This is a genomic window from Pseudoalteromonas sp. T1lg88 (genome assembly GCF_002964765.1).
Taxonomy (GTDB): Bacteria; Pseudomonadota; Gammaproteobacteria; order Enterobacterales; family Alteromonadaceae; genus Pseudoalteromonas.
In genome coordinates this window covers 1-24,862 of record NZ_PQCF01000002.1, presented here as the reverse complement: position 1 = coordinate 24,862, position 24,862 = coordinate 1, and the positions used below count along the sequence as shown (strand labels likewise).

The window sequence follows — 24,862 nt, the reverse complement described above, 5'->3', positions numbered from 1 at the left end:
GCGTTTTCTGTATTTTAAAGGCCAAGCCTTACAGGTAATTATTTACGGAGCCCAGTATACTTCCAGTTCGATGTCTGGATGCTGTAACACAGCGCGCAAAGGCATCGCCTGCACATCACCACCTGCTTTGGCTTCTTTGTAGACAGCCAGTTTTTCCTCGCCGCTGATCAACAACTTAACCACTCGCGATTGGGCGATAGCATGAAGGGTAAGAGTCATACGCTCGGTGATAGCACCGGTCACTTCGCTTTCGATGGCATTAATCGCACACACTAATTGCTGTGAAGATAAGCCTGTTTCTAAACCTTCGGCGTGAGGAAATAAAGATGCGGTATGGCCATCCGGACCCATGCCCAAGATGGTGACATCGAACGGACGCTGGATCTGTGCATACATTTGCTCACACTGCTCAACCCCGGCCTCGGCGGTTTCAGCGCTATTTTTCATAGTGATAAAGTTGGCGCTTGCCGCCTTATCCTGCAACAAGGTGCTGATAATAAAGCTTTCGTTGCTCTTATCATGGTCGGCATCAACCCAACGCTCGTCAACCATGGCCACATCAACCTTGTCCCAGGCAATATCCAGGCCCGACAGATATTTATAGGCCGGTGCCGGTGAAGAGCCGCCGGATACCATTAAAGACGCACGTTGACGCTCAGTTAAAGCGCTGGTTAAACGCTCCGCCAGCGAAGCTGCCAGGGCCTGTGTCATTTGCTCTTTTGAATCAAAAAAATGCTCTGTAATGGTCGCCATTATGCACCCTCTCCTGTGTTGAACCAACGGTGATTAGTTTCGGCCAGCAGTTCATCGGCATCGACTGGGCCCCAAGTACCGGCACGGTATAAAGCCGGCGCGCCTTTTTCCTGCCAGCGCTCAATAATAGGGTCGATCCACTGCCAGGCTTGACGTACTTCGTCACGGTGAATGAACAGAGCTGGATTATTGGCCGCAGCATCGAGCATCAAGCGCTTGTAGGCATCGGAGTGGAAACCTGAGCCATAAGACTCGGATAATTCAATGTTCAAGGTCACCGGCTCAAGTTGCATCTCAAGATTGTCCAAACGCTTTGACATCAGGGTTAATTGAATGCTCTCTTCCGGCTGTAAACGGATCACCAAACGGTTAGGCTGAATGGGGCCAACACTCTCATCATAAACATTATGAGAAACTGGCTTATACTCAACCACGATTTCGGCACAACGTTTTTTCATGCGCTTACCGGTGCGCAGATAGAATGGCACACCCGCCCAACGCCAGTTATCAATATGCGCCCTAATGGCGACAAAGGTTTCGGTATTGCTTGGGCCGTCCGCGAGCTCTTCAAGATAGCCCGGGACTATTTTGCCGCCAAGATCGCCGGGCACATACTGGCCACGAACGATATTGTCATCGACCTGCTCGGCCACCAGCGGACGCAGCGCCTCAAGCACTTTTAATTTTTCGGTGCGAATGGAGTTGGCATTGAGCTTATGCGGCGACTCCATGGCCACCAGGCACAGCAACTGCAACAAGTGGTTTTGTATCATATCGCGCAGCGCCCCGGCCTTGTCATAGAAGCCAGCGCGGCTCTCCAGACCTACTGTCTCGGAAATGCTGATTTGAATATTATCTATGGTCTTGGCATCCCACAGGTTCTCAAATACTGAGTTAGAGAAACGCAGCGCCATCAGGTTTTGCACCGTTTCTTTACCCAGGTAATGGTCGATACGGAAAACTTGCTCTTCGCTAAAGTATTGCGCGATTTTCCCATTGATCTGCTCGGCAGACTCACCACAATAGCCGATTGGTTTTTCCACGACCACACGCGAGGTGTCGGTGATAAGACCCTTGGTGGATAAAATTTCACAGCAGGTACCGTAAACGGCTGGCGGCAGAGAAAGATAGAAAACACGTGATTTATCTTCATCATGCTCATTCAGAATGCTGTTCAACTCATCCCAATGCTCATCGGCCTCGGTTACATTGATCAGCACGGGTACCAGGTAGTTGGCAAAAGCCTGCCAGTCTTTGTTATTGTATTCGCCCTGGCTCAGGTGCTCTTTTAAAGCTGTGTGAGCTGTTTCAATGTATTCGTCACGCTGTTCTACGCTGCGTACGCTAGGTAAGATCCGCGTTCCTTGTGGCAGGTTCCCTTCCTGATAAGCGCGATACATGGCCGGTAGCAGCTTGCGCAAAGCAAGGTCGCCACCACCACCAAAGATTATGATATCAAAAGGATTTAGCATGATTTACTCTCTACCTGTTTACTGTGTGTTCCGACAAGCCAGCAATGCCGAGCCTGTATAGGGCATATTCGTTGTTCTTATTGGGAATTATAACAAGCCCACGGCCTGTGACCCTGATGTTGGTGCGCACCCAAGGGTGCGTCTAGCCCTTAACGCCAGACGAATTCTTAGCGGCGAAAAAGGCAAAGCTCCGATCCTAGACAACTAGCTATCGGAGCTTGGGAATAAATGAGCTTTAGGGTCACTGTAATTCCTCTCACAAAAATACAGGCCCCAAAGACTCCAGCGCTACCCGTTCAAAGGTATTCTGTAAGCCGTCCCATCATGGGATAAGCGCCACTCGGCTTTGCTGACGATGCAGCTAAATCTGTTATCGGCGTTTATTCAGATAATACGCCATCAGTCCCTGCGTTGAGCTATCGTGCTCCCCAACACTCTGCGCCCGCAGTTCCGACTCGATATTCTTTGCCAGTCCCTTGCCAAGTTCGACGCCCCATTGATCGAAGGAGCAAATCTGTAAGATGATCCCCTGCACAAAAATCTTATGCTCATACAAGGCGATTAAGCGCCCCAGCGCTCTCGCATCCAACTTATCTAAAATAATAGAGGTTGTTGGCCGATTTCCCGGATGCAGCTTATGAGGGATCAACTCTTCTATTTGTTGCTCACTGACACCCTTTTGCAGCAAATCGGCACGCACCTGCTCGGCGTCAACCCCGTTCATCATGGCCTCGCTTTGAGCGAAGAAGTTCGACATCAAAACATGGTGATGGCCATCAACCTCGGTCTGCGGCTCGACCGACGCAATAAAGTCCGCCGGCACTATAGTCGTGCCTTGGTGTAGATACTGGTAAAAGGCATGCTGACCATTAATGCCCGTCATCCCCCAGATCAGCGGCACCGTGGTATAAGGCACAGGTTCACCGGCAAAATTTACCGCCTTACCATTACTTTCCATTTCCCCTTGCTGCAAGTAGGCAGGCAACATATGCAGGGCTTGATCGTAAGGCAAAATAGCCTGGGCTCTATGATCTAAAAAGCTGGTATTCCAAACGCTCAACAAGCCCATAAGCACCGGGATATTGGCGTTTAACGGGGCCTCGCGGAAATGCTCATCGATTTCAAAGGCGCCGGCCAGCAATTCACTAAAGGCGTTAAAGCCAAGATACAGGGCTATAGGCAAACCTATCGCACTCCACATCGAAAAGCGACCACCAACCCAGTCCCACATAGTGAATACGTTTTCATCGGCAATGCCAAAGGCTGCAGTTTTTTGCAAATTGGTGCTCACGGCAACAAAATGCTTGGCCACAGCGCCATCATTTTTGGCCGCCTCTTTTAACCAGCGTACCGCGGTGGCGGCGTTGGTCATGGTCTCCGAGGTGGTAAAGGTTTTCGACGACACCACAAACAAGGTAGTTTCTGGGTTGAGTTGCTTTAATACCTGAGCTATCTGCACCCCATCAACATTGGAAACATAATGTATGTTGAGGGTATCATCGGCATAGCTTGCCAATGCTTCTGTCGCCATTTGCGGGCCAAGATTAGAACCGCCCACACCAATACTGACTACATCACGAATGGCTTTATCGCTATAACCGCGCCATTGACCACTGCGCACCTTGTCAACAAAAGCGGCTACTTTCGCCAGTTCCTTGTGTACCTGTTCAACAACATTGACGCCATCAAGATTAATAGCCTGAGTGCCTGGGTTACGCAGTGCCGTATGCAAGACCGCGCGTTGCTCGGTAAAATTGATCTTGTCACCAGCAAACATCTTGTCGCGCCACTGAGCCAGGTCGCATTGCTCCGCCAGCTCAACCAGGGTGTCGCGTACCTGTACATCTATCAGTTGTTTGGAATAATCAAACAGCACTCCGGGAATAGCCAATGACAACTTATCGAAGCGGCTTGCGTCCGCGGCAAACAGGTGTTTTAAGTGGGTGTTTTTTAACCCTTGGGCCTGCTTTTGAAGCGTTTGCCAGCTCGTTAATTGTGAACGACTTGCTACCATTGTTAATTCCTTACCTTTCCAACTAGATTAATAGACTCGCGACCGTTGCGCGCGAATTCACTCACTATCACCACATTTTTCTTTATTTTTGTGAAAGTACGAGGACAAACCCACTAATCTTGCGTTTAAAATTGCCATTTTCGGTAAACGTTAAGTTAAAATGACAACGCTGTCAAACTGCTTATTTGAAATTTTATGGGCGGATCATAGCGCATATTTTCGTCCTTGACACCGGTATCATTAGGAAAAATTAAAATTATTCCTGCTAATTATTTATAACTTTAGATACACTCAATGAAAACTTGACCTACAGTCATTTTTCTTTGGAAACAGCGAGTGGGAACTGGCAAAACTAGGAAGCGAATAGACCTAAGCTTTACTCGATTCTCTGCTGTGTACAGTACCATCTAGGTCACTAATTAGAGACGCTAATTAGATAACAAATACGGGCACCGCCAAGCGCTGCCAAAATAATAAGAAACGCTCATGAAAGTAACCATAAATGACGTTGCGAAACTGGCCGGGGTGTCAATGAAAACGGTTTCGCGGGTAATCAATAACGAGCCTTCGGTGCGCAAAAAAACCCATGACCAGGTCATGGCCGCGGTAAAAGAACTCAATTACCAGCCCAACCTGGCCGCCCGCAACCTGGCCGGTACTTCCTCCTACGCCATAGGTTTAGTTTACGATAACCCTAACGCCTACTATGTAATCGACATGCAAAACGGTGTTTTGTCGCGCTGCCGCCAGGAAGGCTATGAGCTGGTGATCCATCCCTGCAGCTACGCCGACAGCGATATGAAAACCGAACTGAAAACCATGATCCGCCGCTCCCGTATTGCCGGACTGGTGCTCACCCCGCCTTTGTCGGAACAACAAGACCTTATCGATGAACTCGATGAAATGAATATGCATTATGTGCGCATTCTCTCAGGTCGTGGTGATAACAAGGACAACAGCGCTTGTATTTATGTTAACGACTATGCGGCGGCCTACGAGATCACCTCTCACCTGTTGCAGCTTGGCCATAAGAACATCGCCTTTATTTGCGGTGATCAGGGACACAAGTCCACCACCGAGCGTTTGGCCGGCTACCAACAAGCTCTGGCAGACAATCAGATTCAGGCCAGCGAAGCCCTGCTCTTCCGCGGCGACTATTCCTTTGAGTCTGGCGTAAAGGGGGCCAAGGAACTGCTCAAAAACGACAATGCCCTTGGCATCACAGCCGTGATGGGCGGTAACGATGAAATCGCCGCCGGCGCCTTGTTTGCCGCGCGCCTGATGAATATTGCCATCCCTGACGAACTGGCTATCACCGGCTTTGAGGACTCACCCTTTTCCAAACAAACCTGGCCCAAGTTGACCACGGCTCATCAGAATAATGACGAGATCTCCCAGCATGCGGCACGACTCTTGTTCAGTAAAACCCGAGGCGCACGCAATCAGGATAAAGACATCACTCGTATCTTCACCCCAAGCCTGGTGATCCGCGGCAGCTCCGACGCCAAAACCGCCTAAGCACAAACATGGCGGTCTCGGCCGCCACTCTCTCGCGATTGACCATCCTCGCCTATTGACCATCGCAATGGTTGTGAAATGGCCGAGAAATAAGGATAATAGTTCGGTTCTTTTCAGCTTCTTGGGTGCCTATGACGGAATATCTCTTACTGCTTGTCAGTACCGTGTTGGTCAACAATTTCGTATTAGTACAATTTTTGGGTTTATGCCCCTTTATGGGCGTGTCCAGCAAACTGGATACCGCCGTCGGCATGTCACTGGCCACCACCTTTGTACTGACCCTGGCGTCCGTCACTAGTTACCTGGTAAATCAATATATTCTGCTGCCTCTTGAGCTGACCTTTTTGCGTACCATGAGCTTTATCTTGGTGATCGCCGTGGTGGTGCAATTTACCGAAATGGTGGTGCAGAAAACCTCACCCACACTATACCGCTTACTGGGTATCTTCTTGCCGCTCATCACCACCAACTGTGCGGTGCTAGGTGTCGCCTTGTTAAATATCAAAGAGCAGCATAGTTTTGTCGAGTCGGCCGTTTACGGCTTCGGTGCCGCGGTGGGCTTCTCCTTGGTCTTGGTGCTGTTTGCGGCAATGCGCGAGCGCTTAGCCGGTGCCGATGTGCCTGTGCCCTTTAAAGGCGCGGCCATTGCCATGGTCACCGCTGGGTTAATGTCTATGGCCTTTATGGGCTTTAGCGGATTAGTTAAGTTTTAATGATGATTTTATTTTACGCCCTCTGTGCCTTAGGGCTCCTAGCGTTAATCTTCGGCGTCATCCTAGGTTTTGCCGCGGTGCGTTTTCGCGTTGAAAGCGACCCCATAGTCGAGCAAATCGATGCCATTTTGCCTCAGACCCAGTGTGGTCAGTGCGGTTATCCAGGCTGTCGTCCCTATGCCGAAGCCATCGCCAATGGCGATGATGTCAACAAGTGCCCGCCCGGTGGTGAAGCCACGGTTAAAAAATTAGCCGACCTTATGGGCGTTGAAGCGACCCCGCTCGCAGGTGGCGAACAGGCCGAGCCGGAGAAGAAAGTGGCCTATATTCGCGAAGACGAGTGCATCGGCTGCACCAAATGTATTCAGGCTTGCCCGGTCGACGCCATAGTTGGTGCCACGCGACAAATGCACACGGTACTGATTGATGAATGTACCGGCTGTGACTTATGTGTCGACCCCTGCCCGGTGGATTGCATCGACATGGTGCCGGTAGCGCAAACCAAACAGACGTGGAAATGGCAGTTGCAAGCCATCCCCGTGACACAAATTGATTAAGAGGTGCAGTGTTGGACTCTTTATTAGCTCGTATTAGTCGCGGACAACTTTGGCCAAGCCCAGGTGGCGTTCACCCGGCGGTAAACAAAAGCCAGTCAAATTCGTTGCCTATCCATATTCTGCCGCTGCCGCCGCGCCTGGTGCTGCCGGTAAAACAGCATATAGGGGCGCAAGGACACCTGCTGGTGAATGTCCATGAGCAGGTGCTTAAAGGCCAGGCATTAACCAAGCCTCATGCCAACTGGTCGGTGCCCGTGCATGCGCCAACCTCTGGGCGAATCGTCGATATTACTCCTATGCCCTCGGCACACCCGTCGGCATTGCCGGAGCTCAGCATTATTATTGAGCCCGATGGCGAAGACCGTTGGTGCGAGCTAGTGCCCCACCCTAATTACCGCGAGCTGACTGCCGAGCGTTTAATCGACATACTGCATTTTGCCGGTATTTCCGGCATGGGTGGCGCAGGCTTCCCAACCTATATTAAGGCTTCGACCAAGCAGCAAATCGAGGTGCTGATCATCAACGGCGCCGAGTGCGAACCCTATATCAGCGCCGATGATGTGCTGATGCAGGCGCACAGCGACGAAATCGTGCGCGGTATTGAAGTACTGCGCCATCTGTTACAGCCCAAGATCACCCTGATCGCTATCGAAGACGATAAGCCCAAGGCAATAGCGGCCATGGAGCAAGCCTGTGCCAGCATTGAAGATATGCAGGTGCGCGCCATCCCCACCAAGTACCCATCCGGCGGGGAAAAACAGCTGATCCAGATCCTAACGTCAAAAGAAGTGCCCGCCGGCGGCATTCCCGCCGATATTGGCGTGCTGGTGCAAAACATAGGTACCATGTACGCGGTGCAACAGGCGGTTGAGCTGGGTAAGCCACTGATTGAGCGTGTGGTCACAGTTACCGGTGACACCCTGGCCGAGCAGCGCAATGTTTGGGCCTTGCTGGGAACCGAGGTCAAACACCTATTGGCGCAACAAGACTTTACTCCGGAGCCGATGCAAAGGGTGATTATGGGCGGCCCCATGATGGGCTTTACCCTGCCCACGGTACGTATTCCCGTGGTGAAAACCACAAACTGTATCCTGGCGCCAAGTGAAGCCGAGATGCCATTCCCGGGTGAAGAGCGTGCCTGCATTCGCTGTAGCGCCTGCGCCGATGCCTGCCCGGCTTCCTTGTTGCCGCAACAGTTGCAATGGTTCGCCAAGACCAAGGAATACAAAAAGCTCGAAGAGCACAAGCTATTCGACTGTATCGAATGCGGTGCCTGTGCCTATGTCTGCCCCAGCGAAATCCCACTGGTGCAGTATTATCGCGTGGCCAAAGCGGAAATTCGCGAACAGCAGATTGAACAAATTAAATCGGACCGTGCCAAGGAGCGCTTTGAAGCCCGTAAGGAGCGCTTAGAGCGCGAACAAGAAGAACGTCGCAATCGCCATAAGCGTCCTAGTCGCAGCAAAGAGCAAGACACGCAAAGCAAAGAAAAGGTGGCCGAAGCCCTAGCTCGGGTTAAAAGCAAGCAAGCCGATAAAGGCGCTGACAAAGACAAGGTCGCCGCCGCCATTGCCCGTGCTAAAGCGAAAAAGGCAGGCGAACAGCTTGAACCGGATAACAGCGAAGTAGCGCAGGAGCGCGCCGCCCGTAAAGAGCAGGCACGCTTGTATAAAGAGCAAAAGCAACAAGCGGATACTGCCGAGCCGGTCGCAGCAGACGATAAAAAAGCGGCGGTAGCCGCTGCCATAGCTCGTGCCAAAGCGAAAAAAGCAGCCCAGGCTGCAGAAACTGAGGCGCCAGCGCAGGACGATAAAAAAGCCGCGGTAGCCGCTGCCATAGCTCGCGCCAAAGCGAAAAAAGCGGCGCAAGCCGAAGATGCTGACGCACCGGCGCAAGACGATAAGAAGACTGCAGTAGCCGCCGCAATTGCCCGTGCTAAAGCGAAAAAGGCCGCACAGGCAGCCGAAGCCGATGAAGCAAAGGTAGAGACAAACGATGACGCAAACTCGGCCGCAGCACCACAGTCCGAGGAAGATAAAAAGAAAGCCGCCGTCGCCGCTGCCATAGCTCGTGCCAAAGCGAAGAAAGCGGCCCAGGCTGCAGACGCCGCTAAAACCGAGACTGCTCAGGGCGAAGCTACGCAGGACAAGCCTAACGAAGAAGCGACAGCCTTTGATGCGCAATCTTCGGCGGAAGATAAAAAGAAAGCGGCGGTTGCGGCAGCCATAGCTCGTGCCAAAGCAAAGAAAGCGGCCCAAGCTGCAGACGCCGCTAAAACCGAGACTGCTCAAGGCGAAGCTACTCAGGACAAGCCTAACGAAGGAGCGAAAGCCCTTGATGCGCAATCGTCAGCGGAAGATAAAAAGAAAGCGGCGGTTGCGGCAGCCATAGCTCGTGCCAAAGCGAAAAAAGCGGCGCGCGATGCCCAAAATAAACCAGATCAAGAGGATCCATCATGAATCTCAATATGATGAGTTCACCTTATAAGCACAGCCATAAATCGCTCACAAGTGTGATGATGTTAGTGACCCTGGCTGCGGTGCCGGGAATATTGGCGCAGTGCTACTTTTTCGGCGCTGGGGTGCTGATCCAGCTGGCATTGGCCCTGGTGTGTGTCACCCTGTTTGAAGCCGGTGTGCTGTATTTGCGCGGCCGTAAAATTTGGCACACCCTGCAAGACGGCAGCGCCTGGTTGACCGGACTGTTATTGGCGGTAAGTATTCCTCCCTTGGCACCTTGGTGGGTGATAGTGATCGGCACTTTCTTCGCCATCGTCTTTGTTAAACAGCTTTATGGTGGCTTGGGTGGCAACCTATTTAACCCGGCCATGGCGGGCTATGTCTTGCTGCTGGTTTCATTTCCGGTGCAAATGACCTCCTGGTTACCGCCGGCAGAATTGATGCATCATCAGGTCGGTTTGCTTGATGAGCTAAGTATGATTTTCAGCAACTATAGCCAATCTGGATACAGTTTGGAGCAACTGCGCTCCAACGTCGATGGCATTACCATGGCCACGCCCTTGGATACCCTGCGCACCGATGTCAGCCATGGTTTGACCGTGGCCGAGAGCATGACAAAGCCTGTTTTTACCGAGACCGCCGGCTTGGGTTGGCAATGGGTTAACGCCGCTTATTTACTTGGTGGCTTATTTTTACTGCAACAGCGGGTGATCAATTGGCATATTCCCGTGGCCATGCTCGCAGCCTTATCCCTGTGTGCCAGCATCGGCTATATCTTCGATTCAGGCAATCAGCCCGGCTTAGCATTCCACTTACTCAGTGGCGCCACCATGCTGGGCGCCTTCTTTATCGCCACGGATCCGGTATCGGCATCTACTACCAATCGTGGCCGCCTGATTTATGGCGCCGCCATTGGCGTGATCGTTTACCTGATCCGCAGTTTCGGTGGCTACCCGGATGCGGTGGCTTTTGCCGTGTTACTGATGAATATGGCGGTACCGCTGATTGACCATTACACCCAACCGCGCACCTATGGCTATGGAGCAAAATCATGATCCTCTCATCTATGGGAAAAAATGGCGCCATTTTGACCGCCTTTGCGCTGCTCACCACAGGTGCTGTGACCCTGGTCCAGCAATTCACCGCACCTAAAATTGCCATTCAAGAGAAAAAACAGCTACAGGGGCTGCTGCATCAAGTACTTCCCGAGTCTGCCTATGACAACGAATTGTATCTGGATTGCACTCAGATAAGCAGCCAGGAGCTGGGCCCACAGCCTAGCTATACCGTCTACCGGGCCCGACAGCAAGGCGAGGTGGTGGCCTTGGTGATGCAAAGCACGGCACCGAATGGCTACAGCGGCAATATCGAGCTGCTCAGCGCCATCTACCCCGACGGTACGGTAGCGGGCGTGCGGGTTACCAAACACAACGAAACGCCCGGCCTTGGCGATAAGATAGAAGCCAAACGCAGCGAGTGGATCAACAGCTTTAGCACCCAACAGGTGCGCAGCCAGGATGACAGACGCTGGGCGGTGAAAAAAGACGGCGGCACCTTTGATCAGTTTACCGGGGCCACCATAACCCCGCGCGCCGTGGTAGGTGCGGTAAAAAATACCGTGCTCTATGCGCAGCGTAATTTCAATACCCTGGCCCAGGCAGAGAATAGCTGCAACCCGGGAGAGTCATAATGAGAGATTTCAAAACCCTTTTTAAAGACGGTGTCTGGGCCAATAACCCGGCCCTGGTTCAGCTGCTTGGCCTGTGCCCGTTGCTGGCGGTGAGCAGCACCATCACCAATGCCCTAGGTCTTGGCCTTGCCACCCTGCTGGTCTTGGTGGGCTCGAATGTCACCGTGTCCCTGGTACGTAACTGGGTGCCTAAAGACATACGTATTCCCGTATTTGTGATGATCATTGCCGCCTTTGTAACCATTATTCAATTGCTGATGAATGCCTTTACCTTCGGCCTGTATCAATCACTGGGTATTTTTATTCCCTTGATCGTGACCAACTGCGCCATTATTGGTCGCGCCGAGGCATTCGCCTCAAAAAATAGCCCCCTGCTCAGTGCCTGGGATGGCTTGATGATGGGTTTTGGCTTTGCCCTTATTCTTTGCGTATTGGGCGCCATGCGCGAATTGATTGGCCAAGGCACCTTGTTTGACGGTGCCGATTTACTCCTTGGCCCTTGGGCTCAAAGCCTGCGCCTGGACATCATTCATTTTGATAATCAATTTTTACTGGCTATTTTGCCGCCCGGTGCCTTTATCGGTTTGGGTTTATTGATTGCCGCTAAAAACCTCATTGACGCGCAATTAAAGGCAAAGCAACTGGCACCGGATGCCGAGCAGGTAAAAGGGCCTCGCGCTCGGGTTACCAGCTTAGACTAGCGTCCACGCGAAACTGTATAAAAATAACAAGGGCAGAAAATGAATAAAGAAAAACGCCGCCTGATTTTAGAGCGCTTACGCGAAGCCAATCCGCACCCGGAAACCGAGCTTGAATACAGCTCGCCGTTTGAGCTGCTGGTTGCCGTTACCTTGTCTGCGCAGGCTACGGACGTGGGCGTTAACAAAGCTACCCGCAAACTTTTTCCGCGTGCAAATACGCCTCAAGCCATTCTTGATTTAGGCTTAGAAGAGCTGCGCGAAGCCATTAAAACCATCGGCCTGTTCAACTCCAAAGCCAATAATGTCTACAAGATGTGCCAAATTCTGGTGGAGCAGCATGGCGGCGAAGTACCGGAAAATCGCGAGGCCTTAGAAGCCCTTCCAGGCGTAGGCAGAAAAACCGCTAACGTGGTCCTTAATACAGCTTTCGGCTGGCCAACCATAGCCGTCGATACCCATATCTTCCGCGTCTCTAATCGCACTAAATTTGCCATGGGCAAAGACGTGGTAGCGGTTGAGCAAAAGCTGGAAAAAGTGGTGCCCAAAGAGTTTAAGGTCGATGTGCACCACTGGCTTATTCTCCATGGCCGTTACACCTGTGTGGCGCGTAAACCGCGCTGTGGCAGCTGTATTATCGAAGACCTATGTGAATTTAAGGATAAGACCGAGTGACCATAGGCTGCTTTTAGTGATACGTCCCAAGCTTGAGCTAGCTAAAACGTGTAAATGACACTTAGACCTACCTCAGCTTCATAATTATTGCGAGCGATTGGGCTATCTCTAACTTCACTACTATAGTATTCAAAAAGTGCTTCACCATATATTTGCCAGTGCTTATTGATATTATGTCGGTAATTATAATCAACACCAACCGAACGTATTCCTCCGCTTAGGTTGGTTTCTGCCAGGCCTGATGCAGCCGATTGTTTTGCATCTATACCAAAACCTTTGTTAGCGTAATCGCTGTCATGAACAACTACAACCAAATTAATCTCTGAACCCGTGCCATCAACTTGCTCCCCAAAGCGGCGACCCACGCCAAATAAACCTAAACTTCCCTCATCACTTGCCACCACACGGCCTACTAACCAATATCGCCAGTCGGAGGTGAATGAGCGGCGGGCTTGAAACACTAGTTCAAAGCTTTCATCTTGGTCACCAAGACCGTCAAGTCTACCATCATCCGAGTCACCTTCTTCTCGTCCTTCATCAAAACCAACCGAGGCATCTAGCAGCCAGTTTTCAGCAACAAGACTTCGCCAACCAAGTGCTTCTCCTGCAAAGTAATATATGTGGTTACCGTCTCGCCACTGCACAGCACCAGCAGGTTGGATTTCAAATCCAAATTCGTCTGACCCTTCGTACGCAGACTCATATTCAACACCTAACCCAAGTCCTAACGCCCACCCATCTTCCCCTCGGGTAAAATCATCTACCGAAGGTAAAGGCACTAAAGCGGGTTTGTTGTCTTGTGCTATTGCTGTATTAAAGAAGGGCAGTTGTATTAGCAAGGCCAAAAGTAAGCTTTTAATATTTTTCATTTGGTTACCCTGTATAAGTGCTGGTAGATATACCTAGTAACCTTAGTTTACGCGTGGGCTTAGTGAAAGGTTCACATATTCTCGTTTTATGTTTTAAAGTTATACCGACCTATTATCACAGACTAAACTTACCTTTCGCTATTGGCACAGAACAGCTATCGATAGTTAAACATACTTTTACATCTACCCTTTTTTATCCTTTTTTGCTGGCCGACCATAGCCGTGGACACCCATATCTTTGCGTTTCAAACCGTACCAAGTTCGCCATGGCAAAGACGTGGTGGCGGTTGAGCAAAAGCTAGAAAAACTGGTGCCGAAAGAGTTTAAGGCCGATATGCACCACTGGCTTATTCTCCATGGCCGTTACACCTGTGTGACGCAAACCGCACTGTGGCAGCGGTATTATTGAAGATTTGTGCGAGTTTAAGGATAAGACGGAATAGCTGAATAAAGAGCGCAGCAGCGGCAATCGCCAGGCCCTTTTCACTAATCCAGCTCGGTTAGACCTAAACTGATCGCCGCTTTAATCAAGCCGGCAAGATCATGAATGCCTAGCCTGTTCATAATTGAGCTGCGGTGAGCCTCAACGGTTTTTAAACTGACATTGAGTTCACTGGCGATGTACTTGGACGAGTGCCCTTCTGCCACCAGCTGCAATACCTGCCTTTGCCGCGGTGTAAGCAGCTCTTCTTGCTCCGCATCCATGTACTCTAAAACATCGTCCACGGCCTGGGCACAAATGCCTTTTGATAAATAGCGCTCATGCTTCATCACCGTATTTATGGCCACCAGCAACTCTTCAAAGGCAGAGTCTTTCAACACATAGCCGTTGGCGCCGTTAAGCCAGGCTCGGGCAACATACTTTGGCCAGTGATGCATGGAGAGCATGATTACTTTGCCCTTGAATCCCGCCTTTCGCGCACTGGCGACCACATCCAACCCATTCATCGTTGGCAAGGTTACATCCAGCAGGGCTAATGCCGGTTGCTGTTCGAGTATCAACGCCAACGCGCCATCGCCGGACCCAGTTTCCAGCACGGGAACATCTGGGAATTGTTGTTGAATCAAGCTCTTTAAACCCGAGCGCACCAATTCATGGTCATCAGCCATGATCAAGCTTTCTATCGCTGTCATTGTAATGGGATCCTTGCTTTGATTTTACAGCCTTGGTGGCGCCCTGCGTTGATAGTTAAATCGCCTTTAACCTGGTATAAGCGCTCGCGCATCCCCAGTAAGCCAAGATGCTTGCCGCTGCGAATGCATTGCTCAATGTCTTTTAGCTCAATGCCAACGCCATTATCGGCCACCGTCAGCACCAGGTGCTCTCGCACCCGTGTCGCACTCACCTCTATGGTACTGGCATTGGCGTGCTTTAAGGCATTATTCACCGCCTCTTGAATCACCCTGAAGGCCAGCTCACCGTGGTGGTTAATGCTTGACTCCAGATCAGGCTGTAAATACACACAGAGCCGTGTGTTGGTTCGCTTTTGTAGCTCTATAAAGTATCTGTCCAAGGCCGCAAACAGCCCTAATTCATCAAGCATGGGGGGTCGCAGGGACTGGGTTAAGTCACGGGTTTGGCTGATAATTTTATCAAGCAAGGACACGCTGCCCGCGACTTGAGCACACAAGTCGGGGCTTTGCTGTTGCAAGTTAAGCATTTGCAGACCGAGTTTGCACGCCGTCAGGTTTTGCCCTATTTCATCATGCAACTCCCGGGATATGTGCCGTCTTTCTTGCTCCTTTGCCTGCTGCTTTAACGCTTGCAAACGCAATAAATCCTGATTGCGCTGATGCAACCTTTGGGTGCGCATTTTGTGCCACCACCACATGGTTACAAGCGCCCCACAGACTAGGATTACAACGAACCAGAGTGTTTGCCACCAGTGTGGGTTTACCTTCACAAGCAGGGGCTTGCTGTACTGCCATCGGCCGGTGAAGTCCCGGCTACGAACCTGGATTTGATAACTTCCCGCAGACAAATGATGCAGCAAGAATTGCTGGGTTGCACCAATGGCTTGCCAGGCTTCATTGGCACTGAGTCGATACTCATATTCCTTAGTGCCTACGCCATAATCCAACAAGGCAAAATCGAGTTCGATTATGCTTCTTGGGCCCACCGACAAAGAACTATCTGTGGTGAACTTCAACGTCTTATCTTCTTGCTTCACCTTTGCATTTAAAAGCAGCGAATGTTCAACGTCTGCAGGCATTTTTGTATGCTTGTTAATTCGTATCACGCCCTCGAGCCCACCGAAAAAAAGCGCATCCTCGTTTTGAGCGCTGGCGTGGGCATTAAACTGGGGGGTGCCTACCAACTCATCGATTGGATAATTGACAACATCATCACGACTTGGGTTTAGCCGTGAAAGTCCCTTGGCAGTGGCAAGCCAAACACTGCCATCACTGTCTTCCTCAACGGCTAAAATAATGTTTGAGTTTAAGCCCTGCTCCTCGGTGACCTTGTGTAGGCTGGTACTTGAGCTCGTATTGGTTAGCTCAAAGACTCCACCACCACGTGTTGCAAACATGATGTTGCCATTACTCAACTTAGCGATTGCTGTTACATTAAAATGTGATGCACTGCCACTGAGCGAGTCCAGGTGTTCACATTTTAGCGGTTTTATCTCACAGCGACTGAGGCCATTGGAGCGGGTACCCACCCAGAGATAGCGCCCATCTCTTTGCAGCGTCGTGACATAGTCGCCGCTGAGTCCCGAGTTAGGCATTTCATGCTCGTTGAAGCCTATCAAGAGCTGAGATTTTCCCGACCAAAGCATCAAGCCTAAACCACCACTGCCAAACCAGACATCGCCCTTGTCGTCTATGTGTAAGGCGTTTACATAGCCAATCTCTGTATGGCGATAGCGAGCAATTTTCAGCAACTGCTCGGTATTCAAATCGATAGCCCATAACCCGACCGTGGTGCCCAAATAAAGCCTATTTCGTTCGGTATCAAAATCGACGGCCAGGATGCCAACCTTGGTTATCTCTGGGTATTGCTCTCGTAAACGCTGGAACCGAGAGGCGGATATCCCTTGAACACTTCCTTGGTCCATTCTCACCAATGACTCATCGCCTTGGGTTACCATCAAGCCAGCACCAAAGCTACCGAATATAGGGTCTCCATTGTCAACAATATCCACACTGGTGATATTGGTCAGATCGCCCATCACATCCGTGCGCATTAGCCGTGCATCAAGGTCGTTATAGTTAATTCTTGAGCTGTACAGGCCTTTACTTAAAGTGGCTATAAACAGCTGAGATTCGTATAGGGCCAAACTGTAAATGGGCACCGCGGGCGTCTGCAGACGGGAGCCCAACTCGCTCGGATTAGCGGCGCTCAGTGAAGCAGTTTGAATATCATAGACGAAGACACCGTCATTGAGTGTGGAGACAAAGACTTTACTCTCATCTAACGCCAAGTCGGTCACGGTTCCAAGCTCTTGTCCTGGTTCAGACGACAGGGTCACCGGCTCTAGTTGCTTACTGACGTAGTGATAGCGATACAAGCCGGTACGAGTAGCGAATAGGAACAGCTCTGACGACAATTGTCTGACTGCAAACACCCCATCACTGTTTTTAAATGTGGTGTAACGACTCAACCAGATTTGTTCAAAGTTATCCTGCTCGGGGTTATAGACAGACACCCCTCCGCCTAAGGTCGCGACCCATACCCTTTGGCTATCATCGACAAATAATGAATAACCGTAGTTAGCGGAAACACTCTGAGGATCAGTTGCTTTATGAAAATACCGCGTAAACGTACCACTTTGAATATCAAAAAGATTTAGGCCGTTTTGTGTGCTCACCCAGGCGCGGTCCTTGCCAACGAAGGCGACATCATAAACGGAGTCATTGGACAAAGAATTCGGCGAAGATGTTTGCCTAAAGCGCTGCACCGAGCCCGTTTTTGGGTCAAAGATATTGAGCCCTCCCGAGTTCGTGGCTATCCATATATTGTCCGACATATCAACGGTCAATGAGCGTATATCATCGTCGGACAAGCCATCCTCAGAAGAAATATGCTGCAGGCGACTACCATCATAGCGATACAGCCCCTCACGAGAGGCCAACCACATCACTCCTTGGCTATCGAATTCAATATCGATTATTGAACCCAGATCAATGCCAACATGATGAAAACTTAGACTCGCAAAAGCACTTTGAACACTCAGTGCAATGACAAAAAATGCAACAAACTTCAATATTTTTTCTACAAATAAAACAATCGAGAAACAATACCTCGCCCATGGATTCAGGGTCAAGAGGCTAAATTCGGTACATTTCATACTAGGGTTTCCCCTAATACCCTCCTGAAAACCAAGTTGTTATAACCCTTATAAGTGAATGCTTATTCACCACCAACTAGAACAATCCTCTAATCAACAGGATGGAAATATGAAACGTCATAACAAGGTTTTTGCTAAAACAGCTTTAGCTACCTTAACGGCAATGTATGTAGCGAGCCTTGGTGCTACTACCTTGCCTTCAGCGCCAAATTCGGCATTAAAAGTAGATAAAATCGAATTTAACTCTCAAGCCATTGCAGCTCGTATGGAAGCGCAAAAGGCCAATATTGAAGAGCCATCACTGCTTCAGGGCAATGGTCGTAATGTGATGATTCGGCCACCACAAAAATTTGTTGCTGGGCCTGATGATGCCCCGTCGCATACTTATTTAATTCGCCTTCGCGATACGCCGGCAGCCTTGCATAAAGAGCTTCAGCAAGACGGCTCACAAACCGCTTTATTCGCTGCCAATACGCTTGGCGCCCGCCAGCAAAACCCACTGGCTAAGCCTGAAGTAGCGAACTACATTGACTCGTTGAAACAAAAACAAACAAGTTTCGTTTCAAGCGTTAAGCGCCAAACCGGTATCAATATCGCGGTCGAGCATAGTTTTCAAATTGCTATCAATGGTATTGCCTCACACTTAAGCACCGCCGATGCAGAGCGCCTTTCGAAGCTGCCAGAAGTTGCCAGTGTACGCGCGGTACAAACCTATGATCTGCTGACAGATACCAGCCACGGACGCATTGGCACAAAAGAAGCATGGGCGAACACTCAGTATGGCTCGAGCACGGGCCTAAAGGGTGAAGGCATGCTCGTTGGCGTGGTTGATACGGGTATTAATCCAGAACACCCTATGTTCCAAGCCACGGGCGATGACGGCTATACCGTAATGAACCCACTGGGCAGTGGCAACTACCTTCACGATTGTAAAATCGACGGCTATGAAGACCTGTGTAATGACAAACTTATCGGTATTTGGTCACACCCAGATATTACCTCGGCGTACAGCGACCCTGAAGCTGGGCCTTACGGTGAAACTCGTCCTGAAGTGGGCTTGGACTTCAATGGCCATGGTTCCCACACCGCAAGTACCGCGGCGGGGAATATTGTCTATAACGTAAAACATAAACTGCCTGCACTGGCTGCTACCTCACAGGGCATCGAGACAGGTATTACGTTGGATCAAGTATCCGGTGTGGCCCCTCATGCCAACATTATTTCATACCAGGCCTGTTTACCCGGTCAGGTCGGTGCCTTGGATAAATACATCGGCTGTCCGACCGTACCCCTGGTTGCCGCAATTGAACAAGCGATCATTGATGGCGTAGACGTTATCAACTACTCGATCTCCGGTGGTTGGGATCCCCACAACGACGACGTAGAGCTGGCCTTCTTAGCCGCTCATGAAGCGGGCATAAACCGTGTCGGCCTCTGCCGGTAACGCCGGAACCTATGGCTCCGTGCAGCACGTCTCTCCTTGGGTACTATCCGTAGGCTCAACACAAACGGGCCGTTCGTTTTCCATCGCCCAATCATCTCGCGCTATCAACCTAGAGGGAGGCATTACTCCTCCTCGCAGCTGGCGTACAGATATCTACGGGACATTCTTAAGTGACATTACAGGCCCTGTGGTACTGGCCTCGGATTATGGCAACGAATTCTGTGAACAGCCCTTTACCAACACCTTTACCAATGGTGAAATCGTGTTCTGCGCCCGCTCAGATAGCAGCAGTGAAAATGGCGCCCTAGCCGACAAAGTAAAACATGCTAAAGACGCAGGTGCTGCGGCTGTAGTTGTTTACAACACTGAGTCATCGAACGCCAACATGCACTATACCTTGGAAACCGACATTCCACTTGGCATGACACCTCTAAGCAACGCTAACGAATTTGTCGCCTGGTTGAGCGAAGGCACGGATCATCGCTTAACGATCCCTAAATCAAATAACACCATTAAGCATAACGAAAACATGGTCGATGCCATGTCTATGTTCAGCTCTATCGGTCATGCTGCGGTGCCCCAATACCGTGAAGCTACGGCGCCGGGTATTGCCGCTCCGGGTTCGGATATCCTTGCCGCAGACACCACAGATCAACCGTTTACTTATGGTGCTCAGGTTGCGATTGGCTCAATTGGACCGGCAGATTACGGCGTTAAAAGTGGTACTTCCATGGCCAGCCCGCATATTGCTGGGGCTATGACGCTAGTGCGTCAAGCACATCCCGAGTGGTCCCCTTCAGAGGTGATGTCAGCCATTCAGCTCACCGCCAACGATGATGTAAAAAATGCGTTGGGCCGCTATGACAACATTCACCCTTGGTTCCATGGCTCGGGTATTGCGCAAGTTGATAAAGCAATCAATGCCGGCCTCATCATGCACGTGCCGGTTGAGCACTATCAGCTTACGAACCCATATGGTGGTGGTAACTTAGGTGCATTAAACACCCCTAATATGGTGGACGAACGCTGTTTCTATAGCTGCAACTGGATCCGAGAAGTCACGGCAACGGTCGATGGCACCTGGGATGTCAGCACGATTACCGATGAATACAGCGTCCATGTCGATGTTGAGCCAAAACAATTCACCCTGAAAAAAGGTGAGACGCAGCGCTTGTCGATCACGGGCAGCTGGCAAAATGCTCAAAGTATTACCGACAGTGCCCGTGGTGCCACGGTATTTGGTAAGGTGCAGTTAATTGCTCAAGACCCTGCCGTGCCTGTGTCGCAATTGAATGTGGAAATGTCTCTGGACAGCGGTAAGCTGCCTGAGATTGTTGAATTTACTTCGCACACGGATGCGCCCACCTTCCGTTTGGATAACCAGCCACTTGGTAAAGCCACGGCGCCACAGGTGACTGTGTATGAGCCGGTGCAAGCGAATATAGAAGAGCTATTGCTTAAAGAGCTGCCAAATGGCAATGGCTCTGAAATGTTCCAAGCAAAACAGGATACGTCGAGTGAAACGCTGCACGTTTCTTGGGTCGATGTACCCGAAGACGCGGTGCGCTTTATCGCCGAGCATGTCAGCTCTGGCCCGGCAACGGTTGAAGACGAGCGTAACGCAGACAAAGGTAATATCAGTATTTACGTGGGTATCGACGCTAATGGCGACAACCAGGTTCAATACGACGATGAAGTTATCTGTAAGTCTACGGTTAAAAACACCGAAGTGACCGAGTTCTGTAATATTCCTTACCCGGAAGCAGGAAAATACTGGGTTGTGTGGGAAGAAAACAACCAGAATCGCTACTACTGGCAAGGCAAAGAAGATGCCTGGTTCCCGCACAAGGTAGCAACTGCCGTGGTGCTTGGTAACAAGGCTGAGAATGCCGAAGGCTCGGTCAGTGCCGTGACTGACTCTGACGTACTGTCAGATATTACCGTTAAATTTAACGACTTTGAGCAGCAAACAGGTGAGCGCCATTACACTGCCATTGAGCTGGGCTCGGACAGCCAAAACCCGGATAACCTTGGTTTAGTATCGATCAACGTTAATCGCGGTGATGATGTGGTCAGCTTCCATAGCGATAAAGCGCGGGCTATTGCCGGTGATAAAATCGCCTTCGAACTGGATGTGTTGCCGAATGTTTCTGGCGGCGACCGTACCTTCAACATCAGTGCTGAGTTGCCAGAGGGCTTGACCCTGGATGATGTGTATCTATCAAACAATGGCTTCATCACTGGCGAAGTAGCGATTGAGGGCAATAGCTTTGTGGTCTCTGGCGTGCAAAACAACAGCCAAGGCCGCAAGTCCATGTACCATATCACCGACTCCATTACCGATCAGTCATGTAAGACGCCGGTAGGAAACGGTGGCTATATCGACCTGCTCTCTTACGGTATTCAACCTGAGCCCAGCGCCCCGGTTATTCCATTGGACGGCGCATGGCAAATCCCCTTCTCGACACTCTTTACCGATAAAGAAAAAGACGAGCAATTTGCGCTGTTCCACAACTATGAGTTTGGTAATGCGTCAGATAGCCTATACATTCACCCAACCGGTGCAATCGACTTTGATGGCGCAGTCACACTGAGCTACCGCTTTGCCGCTGACAACTTTAACAGTCCGGCGCAACTGATGGGGGCATTCTGGTATAACCGCTTCCACCCTGTGATGGCTAAAGAAATGGCGTGGGGCGCACCTTACCAAGTGAACGATGCTGAGGGTAACGCCCTGCCCGAAAGTGAGGTCGCAGGTATTACGGTTACTCGACTTGTCGACCCAGGAACGGGCTCAGGTACGCACGTAGTCGTTGAATGGGACAACCTGCAACATATGCAAGGTAAAAATGGCTGTGATTACTTCAGTTGCGGTCTTGATTTTGAGTATGAACCACTCGAAGGCAATGATATGCGAGTGGATGCCCAGGCAATTATTGCCCGTGGCTACGACCACTCCCCAGGTGCCTATGAGGTTATTTACGCCTATGACAACCTGCACTTTGAAGATTGGAACGGTAACGGCACGGGTATCCAAGCCGGTCTAGGTGTGATGGAATTTGCTTCTGCCGGTATCCGTGGCTTCCGCGGCCCAATGGACCAGCGTTCGCCCTTCTATGGTTGGACAAACCAGAGTATCGTTCCTTGGGATGACAACTATGGCTTACTTGATGAATATCTTAAAGACGACATGGTTGTGTGCCTTGATTACGATGGCCCGGAAGTGACCGCGTTCAAAGTACACATAGTTGCCAGCTCAAATGCAAACTCAATTGGTCAAGACTTTGATGTAACAGTGAATGCTGACATCGAAGGTGAACCTATGATGGCAATGAGCAAAACGATTAGTTTCCCATCGAATATCACTTTGTTCTCTATCGACGATGTAACGACGATGGAAGAGCAAACGGTGAGCGGTATTCGTGTCGACTATATGGATAATGACAATGTCTCTAACACCATTTCCGTTAGCGGTGAAGGCTTTACAGCCACAGTAAATGGCCACCAAAGCGGTTCAACCATAGATATTACCCCTAATCCGGATTTCAGTGGTGAAACGCAAGTAACGGTGAAAGTGAGCGATAACAACTACCCAACGGATGCTATGAGCACTACATTTATGCTCAATGTTGAGGCCGTCAATGACGCGCCGACGGCACAGGCAAGTGCAAACAGCACGCAAGTTGTTGAAGGCGCGAGCATCACCTTGTCCGCTGACGCAGCCGATGTGGATGGTGATGAATTGTCTTACCTGTGGGAAGGCCCTGGTTCGATTGCAGACCAAACTGCAGCCACTACCTCGGTAAGTGATTTAAGCGTAGGCACTCATACCTTCACTGTCACCGTTTCCGATGGCACAGAAGAAGTAACCTCAAGCGTCACTGTGACGGTAACCGAGCAAATTGAGGCAGTCAATCACGCCCCGACGGCAGAGGCGAGTGTAAACAGCGCTCAAGTTGTTGAAGGCTCAAGTATCACCTTGTCCGCTGACGCAGCAGATGTAGACGGTGATGAATTGTCTTACCTGTGGGAAGGTCCTGGTTCGATTGCAGACCAAACTGCAGCCACTACCTCGGTAAGTGGTTTGAGCGTAGGCACTCATACCTTCACTGTTACCGTTTCCGATGGTATGGAAGAAGTAACCTCAAGCGTTAATGTGACGGTGACCGCGCAAAGCACGGTTGAAGAGACAGAGAAAAAGAGCTCAAGTGGTTCATTTGCTTGGCTCATACTACTGCTTCCTTTTGCTTGGCTGCGCCGCCAAAAAGCCTAACATCATAAGCCCGACACTAGGTTAGTGTTAACCCATGCCGCTCCATTAGTGAGCGGCATTTTTGTATTTACAGCACCGCTTTGTTGTCCAATTGGCGGTTGTAGCCCTAGGGGTTTAACGTTAAAGTAGCCCGGTTATAATGCTGTGTGCTATCGGGTGTTTTTGCCGATAAGCCCATGGCGTCTTTCCATATATACAATGTAAGGTGGCATCATGCGCTTATTACACACCATGTTACGCGTGGGCAATTTAGAACGTTCAATTGAGTTTTACACGCAAGTTTTAGGGATGAAGGAGCTGCGCCGAGCAGACAATGAAGAATACCGCTATACCTTAGCCTTTGTAGGCTATGGTGAAGAGAAAGATCATACCGTGCTTGAACTGACTTATAACTGGGATCAGGATAGCTACGAGCTGGGCACGGCCTATGGCCATATCGCCATCGAGTATGATGATATATACAAGGCGTGCGACGATATTCGCGCTGCAGGTGGAGTAATTAGCCGTGAGCCGGGCCCGGTAAAAGGCGGCACCACTGAAATCGCTTTTGTGAAGGACCCAGATGGCTATGCCATCGAGCTTATTCAGAAAAAAGAATACACCAGCTTTTAACTGTAAAACGGCGGCTAACTACTTTAGGTTGCGCCGCCGCTATTAACAACCACTTGCCTAACAAGGCCAGCAAGGCCTGACACTCGATAATTATGTTTAACCCGATCTATCTGCACCAAAGCGCCTGGCTGTAAGGATATCGGCTGCAATCACCCGAGATTTGATAAGACGCGCTCAGAGATGCGCTATCCAGCTTTAAAGTCGTGACTATACCCAGGTAGAACTTGCCTTCGCCTTCTTTTAGAGATTTAGCGTTATTGGGATAGTGATTTAAAAGCCAAGATCTTTGTCAAGACATGGCAAAGCCGAAACGCAACTGTGCTAAAAAAAGTTAACTGAAGTTATTGAGCAGGAAAGGAGTGTATCGATTGTATCTATAAATATCAGAGCTGAACGCTGATGATTTTAAAAAGTTGGATATAACCGGATAAGAACAAGAAGAAAGTGGCGTCCCCTAGGGGATTCGAACCCCTGTTACCGCCGTGAAAGGGCGGTGTCCTAGGCCTCTAGACGAAGGGGACACAAAGTGTGTCACTAGGACTGGTTATTTAAACTCTTACCATGCGAGTTATCGAACACACCTAAACATGAATATATTCAGCCTAAAATAGGATGATGTGCGTCGAACAAAGGATTTGGTGGAGCTAGGCGGGATCGAACCGCCGACCTCTTGCATGCCATGCAAGCGCTCTCCCAGCTGAGCTATAGCCCCAAAACCTGATACTGACAAATCAGTAAAGTGGCGTCCCCTAGGGGATTCGAACCCCTGTTACCGCCGTGAAAGGGCGGTGTCCTAGGCCTCTAGACGAAGGGGACACAAAGT

17 protein-coding genes, 3 tRNA genes and 1 pseudogene are annotated in these 24,862 nt (G+C 50.3%); 12 read left to right on the top strand and 9 right to left on the bottom strand.

Going from position 1 to position 24,862, the window contains the following annotated elements:
* Nucleotides 1–42 precede the first annotated feature (42 nt).
* The 3 genes from pgl to pgi all read right to left on the bottom strand — a co-directional run bounded on the left by pgl (nucleotide 43) and on the right by pgi (nucleotide 4,239).
* Nucleotides 43–753 (bottom strand): 6-phosphogluconolactonase, encoded by a 711-nt coding sequence (gene pgl / locus C2M34_RS00730; RefSeq protein WP_105257814.1) that lies wholly within the window; start codon nucleotides 751–753, stop codon nucleotides 43–45.
* Nucleotides 753–2,225 carry a glucose-6-phosphate dehydrogenase gene (gene zwf / locus C2M34_RS00725; RefSeq protein ID WP_105200613.1) on the bottom strand — a complete coding sequence of 491 codons (1,473 nt, stop codon included), beginning with the start codon at nucleotides 2,223–2,225 and terminating at the stop codon, nucleotides 753–755. The genes pgl and zwf overlap by 1 nt, the downstream gene beginning before the upstream one ends.
* 370 nt (nucleotides 2,226–2,595) lie before the next feature.
* A complete protein-coding gene (gene pgi, locus C2M34_RS00720) occupies nucleotides 2,596–4,239 on the bottom strand; it encodes a glucose-6-phosphate isomerase (protein ID WP_105257813.1) in 1,644 nt (547 codons plus the stop codon).
* 486 nt (nucleotides 4,240–4,725) lie between these two features.
* On the opposite strand from pgi, the gene C2M34_RS00715 reads away from it, so the two are divergent.
* From C2M34_RS00715 to nth, 8 genes are all read left to right on the top strand, one after another.
* Complete coding sequence (locus C2M34_RS00715; RefSeq protein WP_105257812.1) at nucleotides 4,726–5,757, top strand: LacI family DNA-binding transcriptional regulator; 1,032 nt, start codon at nucleotides 4,726–4,728, stop codon at nucleotides 5,755–5,757.
* A 131-nt stretch (nucleotides 5,758–5,888) separates the two neighbouring features.
* A complete protein-coding gene (rsxA, locus tag C2M34_RS00710) occupies nucleotides 5,889–6,470 on the top strand; it encodes an electron transport complex subunit RsxA (protein ID WP_105190380.1) in 582 nt (193 codons plus the stop codon).
* A 2-nt stretch (nucleotides 6,471–6,472) separates the two neighbouring features.
* Complete coding sequence (rsxB, locus tag C2M34_RS00705; protein WP_105215795.1) at nucleotides 6,473–7,027, top strand: electron transport complex subunit RsxB; 555 nt, start codon at nucleotides 6,473–6,475, stop codon at nucleotides 7,025–7,027.
* A gap of 11 nt (nucleotides 7,028–7,038) precedes the next feature.
* Nucleotides 7,039–9,486, top strand: a complete 2,448-nt coding sequence (gene rsxC / locus C2M34_RS00700; RefSeq protein ID WP_105257838.1) for an electron transport complex subunit RsxC — start codon at nucleotides 7,039–7,041, stop codon at nucleotides 9,484–9,486.
* The gene (rsxD, locus tag C2M34_RS00695) at nucleotides 9,483–10,541 is read left to right on the top strand and encodes an electron transport complex subunit RsxD (protein ID WP_105257811.1); all 1,059 of its coding nucleotides are present in this window, start codon (nucleotides 9,483–9,485) and stop codon (nucleotides 10,539–10,541) included. Before rsxC ends, rsxD begins: the two co-directional genes overlap by 4 nt.
* Complete coding sequence (gene rsxG / locus C2M34_RS00690) at nucleotides 10,538–11,176, top strand: electron transport complex subunit RsxG (RefSeq protein WP_105200617.1); 639 nt, start codon at nucleotides 10,538–10,540, stop codon at nucleotides 11,174–11,176. Before rsxD ends, rsxG begins: the two co-directional genes overlap by 4 nt.
* Complete coding sequence (locus C2M34_RS00685) at nucleotides 11,176–11,877, top strand: electron transport complex subunit E (RefSeq protein WP_105257810.1); 702 nt, start codon at nucleotides 11,176–11,178, stop codon at nucleotides 11,875–11,877. The genes rsxG and C2M34_RS00685 overlap by 1 nt, the downstream gene beginning before the upstream one ends.
* Before the next feature lie 39 nt (nucleotides 11,878–11,916).
* Nucleotides 11,917–12,549 (top strand): endonuclease III, encoded by a 633-nt coding sequence (nth, locus tag C2M34_RS00680; RefSeq protein ID WP_105200619.1) that lies wholly within the window; start codon nucleotides 11,917–11,919, stop codon nucleotides 12,547–12,549.
* A 41-nt stretch (nucleotides 12,550–12,590) separates the two neighbouring features.
* On the opposite strand, the gene C2M34_RS00675 is transcribed toward nth, so the two are convergent.
* Nucleotides 12,591–13,418, bottom strand: a complete 828-nt coding sequence (locus C2M34_RS00675) for a MipA/OmpV family protein (protein WP_105257809.1) — start codon at nucleotides 13,416–13,418, stop codon at nucleotides 12,591–12,593.
* A 201-nt stretch (nucleotides 13,419–13,619) separates the two neighbouring features.
* On the opposite strand from C2M34_RS00675, the pseudogene C2M34_RS00670 reads away from it, so the two are divergent.
* Nucleotides 13,620–13,861 (top strand): annotated as a pseudogene (locus C2M34_RS00670) (endonuclease III); the annotation flags it as partial.
* A 43-nt stretch (nucleotides 13,862–13,904) separates the two neighbouring features.
* On the opposite strand, the gene C2M34_RS00665 reads toward C2M34_RS00670, so the two are convergent.
* Together C2M34_RS00665 and C2M34_RS00660 are read right to left on the bottom strand one after the other, a co-directional pair.
* Nucleotides 13,905–14,552 carry a response regulator gene (locus C2M34_RS00665; RefSeq protein ID WP_105200622.1) on the bottom strand — a complete coding sequence of 216 codons (648 nt, stop codon included), beginning with the start codon at nucleotides 14,550–14,552 and terminating at the stop codon, nucleotides 13,905–13,907.
* A complete protein-coding gene (locus C2M34_RS00660) occupies nucleotides 14,549–17,626 on the bottom strand; it encodes a ligand-binding sensor domain-containing protein (RefSeq protein WP_158681373.1) in 3,078 nt (1,025 codons plus the stop codon). The genes C2M34_RS00665 and C2M34_RS00660 overlap by 4 nt, the downstream gene beginning before the upstream one ends.
* A gap of 193 nt (nucleotides 17,627–17,819) precedes the next feature.
* On the opposite strand from C2M34_RS00660, the gene C2M34_RS15980 reads away from it, so the two are divergent.
* The 3 genes from C2M34_RS15980 (at nucleotide 17,820) to gloA (ending at nucleotide 24,039) form a co-directional block, all read left to right on the top strand.
* Nucleotides 17,820–19,154, top strand: coding sequence for a S8 family serine peptidase (locus C2M34_RS15980; RefSeq protein ID WP_158681372.1), 1,335 nt, complete (start codon nucleotides 17,820–17,822; stop codon nucleotides 19,152–19,154).
* Nucleotides 19,135–23,427, top strand: coding sequence for an Ig-like domain-containing protein (locus C2M34_RS16030; protein WP_105257806.1), 4,293 nt, complete (start codon nucleotides 19,135–19,137; stop codon nucleotides 23,425–23,427). The genes C2M34_RS15980 and C2M34_RS16030 overlap by 20 nt, the downstream gene beginning before the upstream one ends.
* 213 nt (nucleotides 23,428–23,640) lie before the next feature.
* Nucleotides 23,641–24,039, top strand: a complete 399-nt coding sequence (gene gloA / locus C2M34_RS00645; protein WP_105190388.1) for a lactoylglutathione lyase — start codon at nucleotides 23,641–23,643, stop codon at nucleotides 24,037–24,039.
* Between the two features lie 445 nt (nucleotides 24,040–24,484).
* On the opposite strand, the gene C2M34_RS00640 is transcribed toward gloA, so the two are convergent.
* From C2M34_RS00640 to C2M34_RS00630, 3 genes are all read right to left on the bottom strand, one after another.
* Nucleotides 24,485–24,560 (bottom strand) — tRNA-Glu (locus C2M34_RS00640).
* A gap of 115 nt (nucleotides 24,561–24,675) precedes the next feature.
* Nucleotides 24,676–24,751: transfer RNA gene (locus C2M34_RS00635), tRNA-Ala, on the bottom strand.
* 28 nt (nucleotides 24,752–24,779) lie between these two features.
* Nucleotides 24,780–24,855 (bottom strand) — tRNA-Glu (locus C2M34_RS00630).
* Between the last annotated feature and the right edge of the window lie 7 nt (nucleotides 24,856–24,862).